This window comes from Colwellia sp. D2M02, assembly GCF_018860755.1.
Lineage (GTDB): Bacteria > Pseudomonadota > Gammaproteobacteria > Enterobacterales > Alteromonadaceae > Colwellia > Colwellia asteriadis.
In genome coordinates this window covers 111,157-127,957 of the sequence record NZ_JAHKPW010000085.1, presented here as the reverse complement: position 1 = coordinate 127,957, position 16,801 = coordinate 111,157, and the positions used below count along the sequence as shown (strand labels likewise).

At 39.5% G+C, this 16,801-nt stretch carries 8 protein-coding genes; 3 read left to right on the top strand and 5 right to left on the bottom strand.

What is annotated here, in order from left to right; genetic code table 11:
* Nucleotides 1–1,072 precede the first annotated feature (1,072 nt).
* The 5 genes from KO495_RS16530 to KO495_RS16510 all read right to left on the bottom strand — a co-directional run bounded on the left by KO495_RS16530 (nucleotide 1,073) and on the right by KO495_RS16510 (nucleotide 9,619).
* Nucleotides 1,073–2,260, bottom strand: a complete 1,188-nt coding sequence (locus tag KO495_RS16530; protein WP_215981502.1) for an AGE family epimerase/isomerase — start codon at nucleotides 2,258–2,260, stop codon at nucleotides 1,073–1,075.
* Between the two features lie 3 nt (nucleotides 2,261–2,263).
* Nucleotides 2,264–3,283 (bottom strand): carbohydrate kinase, encoded by a 1,020-nt coding sequence (locus tag KO495_RS16525; protein ID WP_215981501.1) that lies wholly within the window; start codon nucleotides 3,281–3,283, stop codon nucleotides 2,264–2,266.
* Nucleotides 3,280–4,566, bottom strand: coding sequence for a sugar MFS transporter (locus KO495_RS16520; protein WP_215981500.1), 1,287 nt, complete (start codon nucleotides 4,564–4,566; stop codon nucleotides 3,280–3,282). The genes KO495_RS16525 and KO495_RS16520 overlap by 4 nt, the downstream gene beginning before the upstream one ends.
* Nucleotides 4,566–7,136: a GH92 family glycosyl hydrolase gene (locus tag KO495_RS16515; RefSeq protein ID WP_215981499.1), complete on the bottom strand. Its 2,571-nt coding sequence runs from the start codon at nucleotides 7,134–7,136 to the stop codon at nucleotides 4,566–4,568. Before KO495_RS16515 ends, KO495_RS16520 begins: the two co-directional genes overlap by 1 nt.
* Nucleotides 7,137–7,207: 71 nt before the next feature.
* Nucleotides 7,208–9,619, bottom strand: coding sequence for a GH92 family glycosyl hydrolase (locus KO495_RS16510; protein WP_252739028.1), 2,412 nt, complete (start codon nucleotides 9,617–9,619; stop codon nucleotides 7,208–7,210).
* A gap of 129 nt (nucleotides 9,620–9,748) precedes the next feature.
* Between KO495_RS16510 and KO495_RS16505 the strand changes: the two genes are divergently transcribed.
* From KO495_RS16505 to KO495_RS16495, 3 genes are all read left to right on the top strand, one after another.
* Complete coding sequence (locus tag KO495_RS16505) at nucleotides 9,749–10,756, top strand: LacI family DNA-binding transcriptional regulator (RefSeq protein ID WP_215981498.1); 1,008 nt, start codon at nucleotides 9,749–9,751, stop codon at nucleotides 10,754–10,756.
* Between the two features lie 492 nt (nucleotides 10,757–11,248).
* Nucleotides 11,249–13,792, top strand: coding sequence for a TonB-dependent receptor (locus KO495_RS16500; protein WP_215981497.1), 2,544 nt, complete (start codon nucleotides 11,249–11,251; stop codon nucleotides 13,790–13,792).
* Between the two features lie 141 nt (nucleotides 13,793–13,933).
* The gene (locus KO495_RS16495) at nucleotides 13,934–16,756 is read left to right on the top strand and encodes a TonB-dependent receptor (RefSeq protein WP_215981496.1); all 2,823 of its coding nucleotides are present in this window, start codon (nucleotides 13,934–13,936) and stop codon (nucleotides 16,754–16,756) included.
* The last annotated feature ends 45 nt before the right edge of the window (nucleotides 16,757–16,801 follow it).

The window sequence follows — 16,801 nt, the reverse complement described above, 5'->3', positions numbered from 1 at the left end:
CTAGACCACACCGGTATAACGCTGGGTTAAGTCCAAATGAGTCAGAGAGAAGATACTGGTTAAACTCTAAAACTGTGGCCAATTTTACTTGACCACTTCAATTTAAGAGAACCAAAGGATACGATCTTATGTGGAAGGACATGTCTATGATACGTGAATTTGAAATTGTTGATTACAAACCTGTTGTTATTGGCAAGATGACAAAAGAACAGTTTAATTAATAGTTTTATTTGTGGGGGCTCCAGTATTATTTAGAATCATTAAAGCTTACCTTTAATGCACGAGAAGACACAAAATAGGTATTACTCTAATGTCAGCTTTCAGTAAAAATTGAGTTTTGAATATTCAGCCTTTATATGAATATTAGAACAACTTTAAGGTTTCATTTATGACAACTATGTCGGATTTTTTTTCATTAGATAAGCCAAATCTTATTTCCGCTTTCGTATCTAAGCAGACCATTCTGATGTCTTTTTTATTCATAAAATGGCCTGGTTTGTGGTAAAAATGATCCTAAGTTATATCCGGAAAGGGGCACAAAGTGAGATGATTTTTGCTGTGTATTTATCAATATAGGAATAAAAATCACATGTTTTGTTTTTGATGATTTTCAAATAAAAACAAGTGTTCAATGTGTAGAGACATTATAATTAATAGACTTAGTTGAGCTTAGAGTAGTTTTGTTTCTAGGGTAATTAAGCTCTATTGGTCAGGAAAGTTAAAAACACCTGCGATTCTCAATAACTTAATATCTTTATAATAAGTAAGTTAGGCTATTCTTTTATTGAGTATTTAAATTTTGAAGATAATTAGTTATGTTGCTTCAGAAGGCTATTTATCACGCAAGGCGTGAGGTGGTACACTGGCACTAGTAATTATATTGAGCTATTTTACTAATAAGTAATATAGCTAATGAAACATCTCACTCGTAAACATGAAATGAGTTACTAAAAATTAAAAGCTTAGGTTGAAAGTCTTATCTAGCTTGAAGAGGGTTATGTCAGAGTTTGCAATAGATAAAAGTTATTGCTGTCTTAATATAACCCCAGAAATCAGTTCATAATTAGTAATATTAGGTGGAGGATTTCATTTTTAATACTCTAATTGCTTCTAAACAAGCGCCTAAACTATGATAGTCACATTTTGCACCGGCTAAGCTTTTTTCATTAGAGTATTTTGAATTATCTCTTCGTAATACTCTAAACCAAGCTCCGTACTTATGGTCTACAAAGTGTTGCCAACTATATTGCCAAAGCTTTTGATAATTATCTAAATAGCTTTGGTCATCAGTTACTTGATATAACAGTGCTGCCGCGGCAAAGCTTTCTGCTTGCACCCAAAAATATTTATCGTCGTCACACCAGTTACCTTGTGGATCAAAACCATAAATTAATCCGCCATGATTCTCATCCCAAGATCGGTCAAAACTATCATCAAATAGCTGCTGAGCTTTTTCAACAAACCATACTTGTGGCGCATGTCTGTTTAATTGTAGTAGTAACTTTGTCCATTCTGTTTGATGTCCTGGCTGAAAACCCCAAGGGCGATAAAGGTTTTTGGGATCAGTTTTGTTATATTCCCAATCAGGTTGAAAACTCGCGGTATAATGCTCCCAAACAAGTCCATTTGTGAGCGAAGCTTGTTTGTTGCAGATATTGTCGGCTATAGAATTGGCACGTTCCAAAAATAGGGGGTTGTTAGTTGCTTCATAGGCTGAAATCATCGCTTCACAAATATGCATGTTCGCATTTTGTCCACGATACTTAGATAAAATACCGTCAGCGCTTAAGGTATCAGCGTACAAACCATAATCGGCTTGCCAAAAACGTTCTTCAAGTAACTGATAAGTTTCATTTAGCTTATCATTAGAGCTGATAATTCCTGCTTTGCGTGCTGCCGCATAGGCTAATAACACAAAGGCATAGCCATAGGCTTGTTGTGTCATATCTAAAGGATGATTGTCTTGTAAAGTCCACGCATAGCCCTGGCTTTCTTCTTGCCAATGTACTTGCTCTAAATAGTCTAAGCCATGTTGTGCTGTTTTTAGGTAATCAGGTTTATCGAGCACACTAGCAGCCATTGCATAATTTACGATGATACGCGTACTGCTGACTAATTGCTTAAAGCCGTTATTAAAGGTTGTGCCATCATCATAAAAATTTTGAAAATAGCCACCATTAGAGTCAATAACACGATCATCATAAAATGCTAAAATTTCTTGGCTGTGTGTTTTGAGGAAATTGGTATCGTAAAAGTTCATAGTTTAACTCCAAAGGAATGCATCAAGAGAAGGTACTTGATTGATAGACGGGGAATCTTGTTGCGCCGTTAATCTTGGCAAAACTTCGTCTAATGTTGCTAAAGCAGGAAATGCTCCTGATTTACTGACGGCGATTGCGCCGCATTGTGCCGAAAATTCAATAACTTTTTTGAGTACACTGTCGTTATTAATAACATCACTTAAATGGTCAAACTGTGATAGAGCAAATAAAATACCTCCGATAAAGCCATCGCCCCCTGCTGTTGTATCAATTGCAGTTATTGCCGGCGGTTGAACGCTACGAGAAAAGTTTGGCGTATGATAAACAATAGGGTTTGCCCCATCAGTAATGATCAAAAGCTGACAATTCGAATTCAAACAGAATTTTAAGTAGTCATCTGGATTGTCATTGGCAAGATAATTAAATTCTTCGAGTGAAAACTTAATAATATGCGCATGCTGAACAAGGTTATTGACAGTATCAATATCTGCTTGTTCGCTAGGCCATAAATTATGGCGAAGGTTGACATCGAAGCTGACAATAGCGTCGGCATCCAGCGCCTTATTTACAGCATATTCGGTACAGTGTGCAATGTCGGGTTCGGTAAGAGTGTTGCTGCAAAAATGAAATGTTGTATCTTGTGTAAACCATTCATCTTTTACCTGTTCTTGCTTGAATAACACGTCGGCACTATTTTGACGATAAAAGGAAAATGACCTTTCGCCATATTGATCTAGGGTGACAAAGGCTAATGCCGTTGGCGCACTTGAATGACGACTTAAAAACTTGGTGTCTACATGGTAAGCCTGCATTGATGCGTTTAGAAAGTCACCAAAAATATCATTGCCGACTTGGCCTGCAAATATGGCATTACCACCAAGTTTTGCTATAGCTACAGCGGCATTAGCAGGTGCACCACCTGGGTATTGTCGATAGTTATTTAGCATTAAACAACCGTCTTCCTGCTTGCCGGTGTTGAGAAAATCAATTAGAGCTTCGCCAAAACAAATTACTGATTTCATGAGTTATCCTTAACCGTACTATCGCTTTGATTCGTATCTGTTAACATTGCTTTTGCACTGTATAAGCCATAGCCACAAATATAAACATACGCGCAAGCTGGTACGATAAAGCTCGCTTGTACTGAACTGATGTCGGCAACATATCCTTGAATAAGTGGTAAAATAGCGCCACCAACTATTGCCTGGCACAATAAACCTGATCCTTTCGAAGTAAGTGGCCCTAAGCCTCGAATCGCTAGAGCAAAAATAGTTGGAAACATGATTGAATTGAAAAAACCAACCGAGATTACAGCCCACATAGCAAAGTGGCCACTGCTTGACATGGTAAGTATGAGTAAGATCATCGCGAAGATTGCATTCGCGGCTAATACGTAGCTAGGTTTAATAATGCGAGTGAGGTAAGCGCCTACAAATCTACCAATCATCGCAGCGCCCCAGTAATAAGACACCATTTCACCAGCTTTCATTTCTGTTAATCCGGCGATGTCATCTTGGGTAAAGTAGTTGACTAAAAAGCTACCAATTGACACTTCAGCACCAACGTATAGAAAAATACCAAGCGCGCCTAATAGTAACGGTTTCTGTTGCCAGATAGAACCGGTAACCGCGGTATCACTTTTAGGTGCTTCGGCAATCGACTCTATGGCGGGTAAATGCAAGAATTTAAAACCAACAGCAATAAGTATCGTTGCTCCGGCTAGCAATAAATATGGTAGTTGCACACTTTTTGCGTCAATAACTTCGGTATGAGCAACGGCACCAAATATTAATGCTGTACCAAAAATCGGCCCGAGTGTGTGGCCTAAAGAGTTTATCGCTTGCGCCAAATTTAAACGACTCGCTGAGGTTGTTTCAGCGCCAAGTGAAGCAACATATGGGTTGGCTGATACTTGTAAAATGGTAATTCCAGAGGCCAGTACGAATAAGCCTGCTAAGAATACCCAATAAACACCAACTTCAGCGGCGGGGTAAAATAAGCAACACCCAGCAGCGATTGTTAGCAAGCCAGTGATAATACCTTTTAAGTAGCCAATTTTGCTGATCAGTTTTCCTGCTAGAGGTGACATAATAAAATAGGCACCAAAAAAACAAAACTGCACTAGCATTGCTTGCACGTAATTAAGATCAAAAGCAGCTTTGAGGTGCGGTATTAAAATATCATTTAAGGCGGTAATAAAGCCCCAAATAAAAAAAAGTGTTGTCATTGCAGCGAAGGCAAAATGATAGTTTTCACCATCATTTACCTGATAGCTTGCAGTTGAATCTGGGATATTTCCTGCCATTACTTGTCTCCAACTTCCGTGTTATGTGATGAATTAATGTGCTGTTCAGCCTTACCCGATGAAAAAGATAGCGGACGATCAGATAGTTTTTTTCCCCATTGTTTATTTGGTATTGAGGATAGCTTGAAATTTAACTCAACCGGTTCTGAAATATAGCGATTATTAATCCAGCTTTTGGTGCTGTTAATATTGTTCACTTTTAGACTTCTAATGTAACGATTCTCACTTGAAGCGAATGGAGCATTAATTGTTAGCTTACCGATGTTAGCCTTTTCAAACGTTGGACTCGAAAGTACCATGTCAGCGCGACCTGGCTGTAAAGGGTAAAGGCCTAAAGCAGAGAATACATACCATGATGACATTTGGCCTAGATCATCTTGCCCTGGAATGCCTTTTGTGGTGTTGTTCCACAATAAATCGAGAGTGGCACGCACGGTATCTTGAGTTTTATATGCTTGACCAGTGAATAGATACATCCAGGGTGACGCGATAGAAGGTTGATTGGAAACATCTGAATAGCTTGCCTTATCTCTAAACAATACCCAGCTGCCATCAGGTTTATGAAAGTGATTGTCAAGACGGTTAGCCATCACTTCATCGCCGCCAACTAATTGGTTTAAACTGGCGCCATCAAACGGTACCATCCAAAGGTATTGCGCCGGGCTGCCTTCAACAAAAAGGTGTCCGCTGTTGGGATCAAAATCGGCTTTCCAACTGCCGTCTTTATTACGACCTTGTATATAGCCTTCTTTGGCTGTTGCCTGCGAATTAAAAAGGTTTTTCCAGTATCCTGAACGCGTTAACATCAGTTGTGCTGACTTGTCATCACCTAAATTGCTTGCTAGCTGTGATAATGCAAAGTCAGCAGAGGCTTGCTCAAGTGTTTCAGAAGCGCCTTCCCAACTGTTGGATTGGTCGGAAATATAATTTAGTGTTTGCCATTGGTCTAATGACGGATGCTGTCCTCGACAAAACACCGGACAACCTTCATTGCTTAGATCTAACGCTGTTGGTTGTGTAGCGGCTTTAAGTAAAGATTGGTATGCCCCTTGAACATCAAAATCGGTTGCGCCAAAAGCGACGAAATTAGCAATAGCAATCGTTGAAGGATCACCACTCATCACACCTGTTGGGCCTGAGTTATGAGTCCAGCGGTCCCAAACCCCGTTAAATTGTTGAGCTTGGTTAAATAAAGATTGGGCAATATCACTGCCGCGCTTCGGGTCAAGTAAAGTAACAAGTTGCAACTGTGAACGATATACGTCCCAGCCCGAGAAATTGGCATATTGTGCTGATTGTTTGTCGTTAATACGGTGAACTTGCTGGTCAAATCCTAAATATTCGCCATTAATATCGCTAAAAATATTAGGATGAAATTGTGAGTGAAATAGCGCGGTATAGAAGGTGGTCAGTTTATCTTTATTGTTTGAAACAACTTTGACCTTAGCAAGGGTTTTATTCCAGGTTTGTTTGGCTTCTTCACGAATGTGTTTAAAGCTGTCTTCTTTGCTTTGTGATGCATTGACTAAGGTCGCGACTTGTTCCTTGGCCAAGTTTTCACGAGCATTCGCTAAACTAACATACGAAATACCGACGCTCATGGTCACGGTTTGTTGCTGAGATAGGTCTAAATCAACCCAAGCGCCTGAGCCAGTGCCTAATTTTGGTATACCTTTTTCACCGTAACCCATACCACCTTTTGCGCTGGTACTTTGCGCTGTTATTTTATCATCATGCCAGCTACCTGTGCCTGAAATTGGCACATCTAGTTTAGCGACAAAATGTAGTGTGTAATAATCACGACGATTATATTCACCCAAATAGCCACAAAAATTGCCACTGGTAACGTAACCTGTGATCTCGCCTTTTTCTTGGTCAATTTTCGTATAGGCGTCGCCGCTGCCCAATTGTGAATATGAACTTCTAAACAGTAGTTTAGCTTGTTCAGGAGAGTCAAAGGTAAAGCGAGCAATACCGGTTCGAGTGGTGGCACTTAATTCTACATTGACCCCGTTATCCATTTTTACTTGATAATAACCCGGAATGGCTGTTTCGTTTTGGTGGCTAAAGCCAGCACTGTAATAAGCATCAAGCATATCCGTATCTGGAGAATGTGTAATTGGGGAAGTGAAAGGTAAAACAGGAATATCGCCAGAGGCGCCTAAACAGCCGGTGCCAGATAGTCGGGTGAAGGAGAAACCTTTAATTCGGCTAGCACCATAGTTGTAGCCACCAGCGCCAACGGGAACTCGTCCTTTTTCTTTAAGTACACGTTTACTCATTAGTTCACTTTCTTTGAGTAAGTCTTCAGTGTAAGCATGCTCAGGGCCGAAATTAAACATACCATGTGGCAATACAGCCCCGGGTACAACATTAGAAGCTTGACGATGGTTGTAAACGCCTTCCGTGCCAATAAAAGGGTTAACATAGTTAACAGGGTTCTTAACCCATTCTGGTTGTAACTTTGTGGTTTTCTTTGTGACATCAGTGGTACTTGATTGGCCACTACAGCCTGAAATAGCTAGGCTAACGGTAAGTAAACACGTGACCGTAGATTTTACAGTAAACATTACTTTTTCCTTAACCCAGCGAATCGCTGGGTTACATGTTAAATTACTTGCACTGGTATTATTTCTTTATGCTAGTGAGTGCTCATTGATGGCGGACGTTGTGATGTATTGTTTGCCCAAGTTTTGTTTGGCTTATTCGACATAATAAACTCTAATGTTCCACCATTATTAATATCATCATGAGTGATAAAACTGCGCTTTAATGGCTTGCCGTTTAAACGTGCACTTTTAATATATTTATTGGCTTTAGAAAGCTTGTTCGCTATTACTGTGAACTTTTTACCATTAGCTAGGTTTAATGAAATTTCTGGTAACTGAGGGGCACCGATGGCATATGTTAAGTCACCAGGGGCAACAGGGTAGAAGCCCATAGCTGAGAATATGTACCATGCTGACATTTGACCAACATCGTCGTTACCGGCAAGACCGTCTGGCTTATCTGAAGATAAGGTATCCATGATTTGTCGAATACGTTCTTGTGTGCGCCAAGGCTTTCCTGCATAGTTGTATAAGTAAGCAATATGATGACTTGGCTCATTGCCATGCGCGTATTGGCCAATTAAACCAGCAATATCTTCATGCTCTTTAATTTTTTCATGACTTAATTCTTTGTTAAATAATAAGTCTAAGCGCTCTTCAAAGGCTTTATCACCACCAATTAAATCAATTAGTTCGCTTACGTCATGAGGTACGTAAAAAGTGTATTGGAAACTGTTGCCTTCGGTAAATGGCCCCATTAATTTAGCGTCTTCGGCATCAAAGTTAGGGTTCCATAGGCCCTCACTATTCTTTCCTCGCATAAAGCCTATACTAGGGTCGAACAGGTTTTTATAGGATGACGCGCGTTTATAAAAGGTTTTAGCAATATCTTTTTTGCCCATAGCTTCGGCCATACGTGCAATTGCGTAGTCGTTGTAAGCATATTCCAAGGTAATTGATACTGATTCGCTAAGTTTGTCCATAGGAACATAGCCACGTTTAATATACTCAGGAATCGCGTCATATTTAGGGTTGTTTGCTGTATCGATCATAGCCTTTAATGCAAGTTCGCTATCAAAATCACGAATGCCTTTTAGGTAGGCGTCAGCGATTACTGATACCGCATGGTATCCAATCATGGTCCAAGTTTCGTGGGCATGGAAAGACCAGATAGGTAACATATTGTCGTAGCTTTCTTTATAGTGCGCTAACATTGATTTAATCATATTAGGGACTTTATCTGGCGCAACATAGGTCAATAGTGGATGTAAAGCGCGGTAGGTATCCCACAAAGAGAATAATGTATGATTTTCAAAACTTTCAGCTTGATGAATTTCGCCATCAACACCACGATATTGACCATTTACATCTTGATATATTGATGGGGCTTGTAAGGCATGATAAAGCGCAGTAAATAGTTGGCGCTTTTGCGATTTACTGCCTTTTGCTTGCAACACAGATAGTTGCTGTTGCCACTGTTTTTTAGCTTGTTGATGAATATTATCAAAGTTCCAATCAGGATTTTCAGTGGTTAAGTTTTCCAATGCATTTTTGCGACTAACGGCTGATAAACCTACTTTTACAATAAGAGGTTTTGTATTGGGTTCATTAAAGTGAGCCAATACTTTAACTGCTTTACCGGCTGTATATTGAATAGCAGAATTAACTATTGTAGAAGGTTTATTGCCTTTTTTAGTTAAGCAACCATTACAACGATAGCGGCTATCGTCTTGGTTAATTAGCTCTATGCTATCGAAAGGTTGAGAAAATTTAATGGCAAAATACATTTCTCTTTGTTTAGCCCAGCCATTGGTTGAACGATAGGCCAATAGTGTTTGATTATCGATAACACGTACGTCACTCCATATAACTTTATTCTTAAAGTTATAAATAGAAGCGGTTAAATCTAGCATTAAATGAGCTTGATCTTTTTCTTTAAAGGTATATCTATGCATACCTGTTCTAGCAGTTGCGGTTAGCTCTGCTTTTATGTTGTAGTCGCTTAATTCAACAGCATAATATCCAGGTGATGCAATTTCACTGTCATGACTAAAGCGTGATCGGTAACCTGAATCAGGGTTAGTTTCGCTACCTGGTTCTGTGTGTGCGTCTCCGGTCATCGGCATGATCAGCAAATCACCTAAATCTGAATGACCCGTACCGCTAAAATGGGTATGAGAAAAACCAATAATAGATTTATCGTCATAGTGATAGCCAGCACTGTGCTTATATATTTCTGATTGAGGGTCAATCCCACGGTTAACTGCTGCGGTATCAGGACTTAACTGCACCATGCCAAAGGGAACGACTGCGCCAGGAAATGTGTGGCCGTCACCACCCGTCCCTATAAAGGGATCAACCCATTGGGTAACATCATTTGTATTAAGGTTGGTATTTGCACTAGCCGTTGCAGTTAGCACTAGGCTGACCAACACGAATAAATTTCCCGTCCAAGTACTTAACAGTTTACTTACTGTCCTCATTTTAATTGTTGGATAACTCATTACTTGTATGATCCTTATTTATAGAATAAACGTTTGGAACGTTCCAATTAATTGTCAATATAACGCTAGGTTCGCTATAATTCAATAGTTTTAATATGATAATAGTTAATTTACTAGGGAATAGCTGTAATGAAGAGTGGCACAAAATCGAAAAGTGTGACGGTTATAGACGTGGCTAAAAAAGCCGGTGTATCGAAATCGACAGTTTCTTTGGTACTGACTGGAAGCGATAAAGTAAGTGATAAAGCACGACAAAAAGTAGAAAAAGCGATTGATGACATTGGTTATGTTTACAATAGAGATGCTGCATCACTGAGAAGTAGAAGATCCAATTTAGTCGCTATTGTTATTAATGATTTAAAAAACCCATATTCAGCGCAACTTGCGGTAGGACTTGAAAAGCAAATTCGCCAAATGGGGATGTTTTCTATGCTAGTTAATAGTGATGAAAATGTTGAAACTCAAACATCGTTGGTACGAAACCTAAAAGAGTATAATGTTGCTGCATTTATTATTTGTCCTGCGCCGGGCACTTCACCTGAATGGACAAATTCATTGGTTGAACAAGGTTTCCCTGTGGTACACATTATGCGTGAAGTGTCTGGTGCTAAAGTTGCGACGGTATTGCCAGACAATTTTGCCGGTACAAAACTGGCAACGCAACACATGCTTGCTAAAGGCTATAAAAGAATTGCCTTTATTGGCGGCAATGAAAGCATATCAGATTATCATCAGCGTTTATCTGGCTATACTGAGGCGATGACATTAGCAGAAATACCATTTTCTAAAAAGTTATGTGTACAATCTAACACAAACCGTAATGGTGGTCGTGGGGCTATGGAGGAGGTATTAGCGACTGCTAACGATATTGAGGCCGTTGTTTGCTTTAGTGATGTTATCGCTTATGGCGCAATTGAGCATATAAGGGCATCGGGTAAACAGCCAGGAAAAGATATTGCAGTGATTGGTTTTGATGATCTGGAAGATTCTCGATTAATGTCTCCTGCGTTATCGACAATTCACGTCGATGCGAATCAAATTGCTATTGCAGTGTGCCAGGTTTTGGCAAATATTAAAGATGGCACCAAAAATAAAATTCTTATTGGTGTTGACCTTATAGAGCGCGATTCTGGCTAGTATATTTATTAGTATTAAAATGAGATAGAGCGCCATTGTATTCAAGTTAATAAATTCAAGGGTCTAATAATAGCGATTGAACAGCGAAGTGTAGTTATTGACTAAGCGAACTTTCAAAGTGGCTTTTAAGGTTGCAATCTTGTTACTAATTTTTACATTATATTTCTTCATTTTTTTTAGAGTGTAAATTCATTTGTGAAACTATAAATTTTTTTCATATAAAACAATGGTTTTTATAGTTTACTGATTTTTTTATTATTCCTTTCCTTTGTCTATTAAATAAAAATTCGACACCACCTGTAGAAAAAAAATACTAAATAGTGTTTGACTATTAAATAAATATCGTTAAGTTATTAATTGGAACGTTCCACTAAAAGGGTGCTTTTTGTGTGGCTTAACTCTCCCAAAGTCTTGTTTATTTGCATTTTTGTAGATTTATTTTATGTGGAACGTTCTGTTTTTTTTGTTTTGTTGGGGGTAGTAGGGAATAATATGAAAATTGCTAAAACTACCATTGCCGTTGCGCTTGCTTTAGGCTTCAATAATAGTTTTGCGGCAGAAAACGACGTTGCAGCTGTGAAAAATAATGAAAAAGAAACTGAAACCATAGTCGTAATTGGTACTCGATCGTCACCTCGTTCAGTTGCGGACTCGTCTGTACCAATTGATATTATCGAATCTAAGGAGCTAGCGAGAAATGGTCTTGGTGATATTAGTTCGGTATTGAGCAATGTTGTTCCTTCCTACAATGTCAACACACAGTCAATAAATGATGCTGCAACTATGGTTAGACCGGCAAACTTGAGAGGTTTGCCGTCTGACAATACTTTAGTACTTGTTAATGGTAAACGTCGTCATCGAGCATCAGTCATTACATGGACTACAGGCGGTGTAAATAATGGCGCACATGGGCCGGATATTTCTGTTATCCCTGCTATTGCATTAAAGCAAGTTGAAGTTTTACGAGATGGAGCCGCAGCGCAATATGGCTCGGATGCTATCGCTGGTGTGATCAACTTCCAATTGAAAGATGATAGTGAAGGTGGTTCCTTTCAATTGCAAACAGGTCAATATTACGAGGGAGATGGCGAAAGTAACCTTCTTGCCGGTAATTTTGGTTTGCCACTAACCGAAGACGGCTTTGCCAACTTTAGCTTTGAGGTCAGTGATAATAAGCCGACTAGCCGTTCTGTACAACGCGAAGATGCGCAAGCTTTGATTGATGCCGGAAACACTAGTGTAGCAAACCCTGCACAAGTTTGGGGGAATCCAGAAATAAAAAATAACTTTAAATTATTCGGTAATATTGGTTTAGATTTAGGCAATGATAAAGAATTCTATCTTTTTGGTAACTGGGCTGAAAAAGAGGTTGTTGGTGGTTTTTATTTCCGTAATCCTAATAATCGCGGTGGTGTTTATGGTGGACCAGACAATACTCTCTTGGTTGGCGATTTAACACCAGATGATGGTATTGCTTGTCCCGTGGTTAATATTATTAACGATGCTCCGGATCCGACAGCACTAGCACAAATTAAAGCCGACCCAAATTGCTTTTCTCATTATGAGAATATCCCCGGCGGTTTTACTCCGCACTTTGGCGGTAAGGTAGTTGATACCGCCATTGCCATCGGTACTAGAGGCGAACTTGAAAGTGGATTACTTTACGACTTAAGTGCCTCAGTTGGTCGACATGCGTCAAAGTTTTCAATTACTGATACCTTAAATGCGGCAATGGGACCTGACTCACCACGAGACTTCAGCCCAGGAGAATACATTGAAATAGACACCAGTTATACACTAGATCTTTCTTATCCATTAACCGTTGGTTGGCTGGAGGATGACATCAATGTTGCTGGTGGATTCGAGTACCGTGAAGAATCTTTTGAGATTAAAGCGGGCGATGTCGCTTCTTATTCTTTAGGTGACACTACATTATCATTGCCACTTTATAAACAAGGTTTTAATGTAGGTTCGAATGGTTTTCCTGGTTTCAAACCTGAGCATGCCGGTGAATTTGAGCGTTCGAATGTTGCAGCGTATATCGATATTGAAGCCTATTTAACTGACAACTTACGTATTGGTGCGGCGACACGGTATGAAGATTTTAGTGACTTTGGCACAACAACAAATGCAAAACTTACAGCGCATTGGCAAGCGAATGATAATATCGCGTTACGTGGCTCGGTAGGAACAGGTTTTAGAGCACCAACCGTTGGTCAAAGCAATGCAAGCAATGTTAGCACATCATTGAATCAGGCGGGATTACTTGTTGATCAGGCAACATTATCTCCAACTAATCTCATATCAGTGCGCAAGGGTGGTAAAAGTTTAGATCCTGAAGATTCAACTAACTATGCGTTTGGGGCGGTGTTTCAGTTTGATGAGCTATTTTTCACTATTGACTATTTTAACGTCAAAGTAAAAGACCGAATTACGCTATCAAAAGATTTTAAAGTAACTGAAGAAGATGTAACTGCGTTGGAAGCGCTTGGCGTACTAGATGCGAGTAGTTTTGACAGTGTTAAATACTTCACCAATGATTTTGATACAACGACAAAAGGGGTTGATGTCGTTGCAAATTATCGCGCAGATATGTTTGGCGGTGAAACTCGCTACAGTTTAGCTTACAACTGGACAGACACTAGTATTGATAACTGGAATGAAGACTTTGTTAGTGAAACTGTTGTTAAACAAATGGAAGACGGCTTACCTGATCACAAAGGCACAATAACTGTTCAGCATACTAATGGCGATATCGATGGCTTTATTCGAATGGTATATTTTGGTGGTCATTATGAAGCACATGCAGAAGTAGGTGATTGGCCTATTGATATTGACTCTGCAATCACAGTAGACGCAGAAATAAGCTATGCCGCAACGCAAGCGCTAACATTTTCACTTGGCGCGCAGAATATTTTTGATAATTACCCGAACAAAAATCCATATGCAGATATATTGGGAGCAGAGTATCCCGTGACTGCTGTTATGGGGTTTAGCGGTGGGTATTATTACTTAAAAGCCCAATATAGTTTCTAATTTTGGGTCAATTCTCTATATAACGAATTGCTTCCTAATTACGGGAGAGAGCAATTTATCTCCCAATTTTTTTGGAACGTTCCATTTTGGATTGAAAATAAAATTACTATAACAACAAACTAAATATCTTAGGGGATATACATGGACAAAAATAATACCAGAAAACATTCGTTTTCTTTGTCTAAGCTTGCAGTGCTGGTGGGAGCAACTTTATCGGTTGCTACAGTGCCAGTTTTTGCTGCTGAGCAAGCAGAAGAACAAGAAAGTGCAGAGCCTATAGAGCGCATTGCTATTACGGGCTCTCGTATTCGCTCAGTAAATGCATTAGCACCTAGTCAGATAACGTCAATAAGTGGTGAGGATTTAGCATTGACTGGTCACGTGAATGTGATGGATGCACTTTTAGATTTACCAAGTGTAGCTGGTGGATTAACTAGTGAATCTGCGGGATTTAACTACGCTAATACAGGTATGAACACTGTTAATTTGCGCAACCTTGGTCAGGAGAGAACTCTTGTACTTGTTAACGGTCGTCGCTATGTCTCTAGTGATGTCGGCGAGATTCTTGCGGACATGAACTCTATTCCAACATCATTAGTTGAACGTATTGATATTACTACCGGTGGTGGTTCTGCAAGCTATGGTTCTGGTGCAATTGCCGGTGTTGTTAACTTTATTTTGAAAAGAGATTTTGATGGCTTTGAATTTGAGGCTCGTAAAAATCAGTCAGGTAAAGGTGACAATAAAAGTGATCTGTTACGTGCAACAATCGGTGGTAATTTTGCTGAAGATAAGGGCAATGTTGTTGTTAACTTTGAACGATCTACCTCTGATGGTTTAGCATCTCGAGATCGAGGTGTAACTGGTGTCCGTTTAAGAACGGTTGATGGTGAAAAAGTTTTAAACCCTGCAGACTTAAGTACTTATGCGCCAACTTGGCGCTACGATATTGGTAATGAAAGTATTTCATGGCAAAACGGTGTTGTAGGTGAGTGGGATCAAGATAAAGATGGTTATCGGCATGCAGATAGTCGCACCATATCGACTCCAATCGATCGTACGATTGTAAATGCGCTAGCAAATTATTACCTTAATGATGATGTTCGTGTGTTTGGTGAGTTCACTTATGCAAAAACAGAAACATCAAATCCTTCTGATTTATATGCTATAGGCTCTGCATTTCGAGGTGCGCCTATTAGTGTCGACAATCCGTTTGTACCTGATGAAATACGTAAAATAGCCTTAGCGGAGAATGATGCACAGTTTATTAATTATCGTGGCCGATTGAATGAATTTGGTCCAGGTGGTTTTGATGCTGAACGTGTAGTAACAAGAGTTGTTTTAGGTTTTGATGGTACGTTTGCTGAAGATTGGGACTGGGAATTAAGTTATAACTATGGTCACGTGACAAATGATCAAGCGGGTCATGATGTTAATGAAGTTGCATTTAAAAAGGCAATAGATGTTGTGACTGATCCAGACACTGGTGATGCTGTATGTCGTGATGAGGCTTATGCTGCTATCGGTTGTGTACCAACCAATGTTTTCGAACCGTTTACGCAAGAAATGCAAAACTTTTGGTTCAACTTAACCACACTTGACGGTACGTTAAGACAAGAAACCTTAGTGGCTTCTATTTCAAATAGCAACTTGTTTAGTTTACCAGCGGGTAGTGTTGGTTTTGCTGCAGGCTATGAGAAGCGGAAAGAATATGCAGAAGAACATCCTGACTCTGCTACTAAATCAGGACTAACGGGTGGCGTGCAAATTGATAGCCTGGAAGGCTCTTATGATGTCGACGAGTTCTTTGTTGAATTTGACATACCGATCTTGGCTGATCTTGAGTTTGCTAAGTCACTTGGTGTCAATGTTGCTGGACGTACAACTGATTATAGCCATGTAGGACGTAATAGTAGTTGGCAAGTATCTTCTCGTTGGGAAGTAAGTGATGACATTACATTTCGTGCGCAATATTCTGAAGCATTTAGGGCACCAACAATTGCGGATATGTTTAACGGCGGTACACGACAAGGCTTAAGTATTGCTGGTATTGACCCTTGTGACGGTGTTTCGTTAACAGGCGCCGCAGATGGCGTAAGTGCAGAGCATGCGAGCGCTTGTCGAGCGATCCCTGGTATTGCTAATGCGATAAAAGATGGAGGGACATTTGACGGTAATCCAGATGATGAAATACAACGTTATTCATTTTTTGGCCCATCGCCTGATTTAGAAGTTGAAACTGCAGAAACTACTACAGTAGGTTTTATCTATTCGCCTTCTTATATCAAAGATCTAACCATTTCACTTGATTACTACAGTATTGCTATTGATAACATTATTACGGGTGTAGGTAATGACTATAAAGCTGAACGTTGCTTGGAAGGTCTAGCTGAATTTTGTCGAGCTATAGAAAGGGATAGTACAACAGGGGTTATTCAAACCACTTATAACTATGTATTTAACTTAGCAGGTCGTGAAGTTGAAGGTGTGGACTTAGAGGCAAGTTATAAATATTCACTTGGTGATTATGGAGATGTAAATTTTAAGCTTCTATATAACTATGTTAGCAAGCACCAAACAAAAGCACTCCCAGATTCTCCTTGGGAAGATAACTTAAATGAGCTTCCATATTTTGAACAACGAGGAAATTTTAGTTCCACTTATCGATATGAAGATCTGACCGTCAACTGGACTACTGTTTATCAGGGATCAATATATGACGATAAAGATGCAAGTTATTTTAACAACGATATAGATGCTGTTGTTATTCATAATGCACAGGTTCGCTATATCTTTGGTGATGAGACACCGGTAGAAGTCTATGCTGGTGTTGATAATGTTTTTGATCAAGATCCGCCATTTCTACCGGAAGGTTATAAGCATGGCCAGGCTCAGACCGCTACCGCGAGCTCATATAGTCGAATTGGTCGCATGCTTTATTTAGGTACAAAAATAAAATTTTAAACAATTAATGTAAGCCTTATGCAAGTGTCCATAAGGCATTCTTTG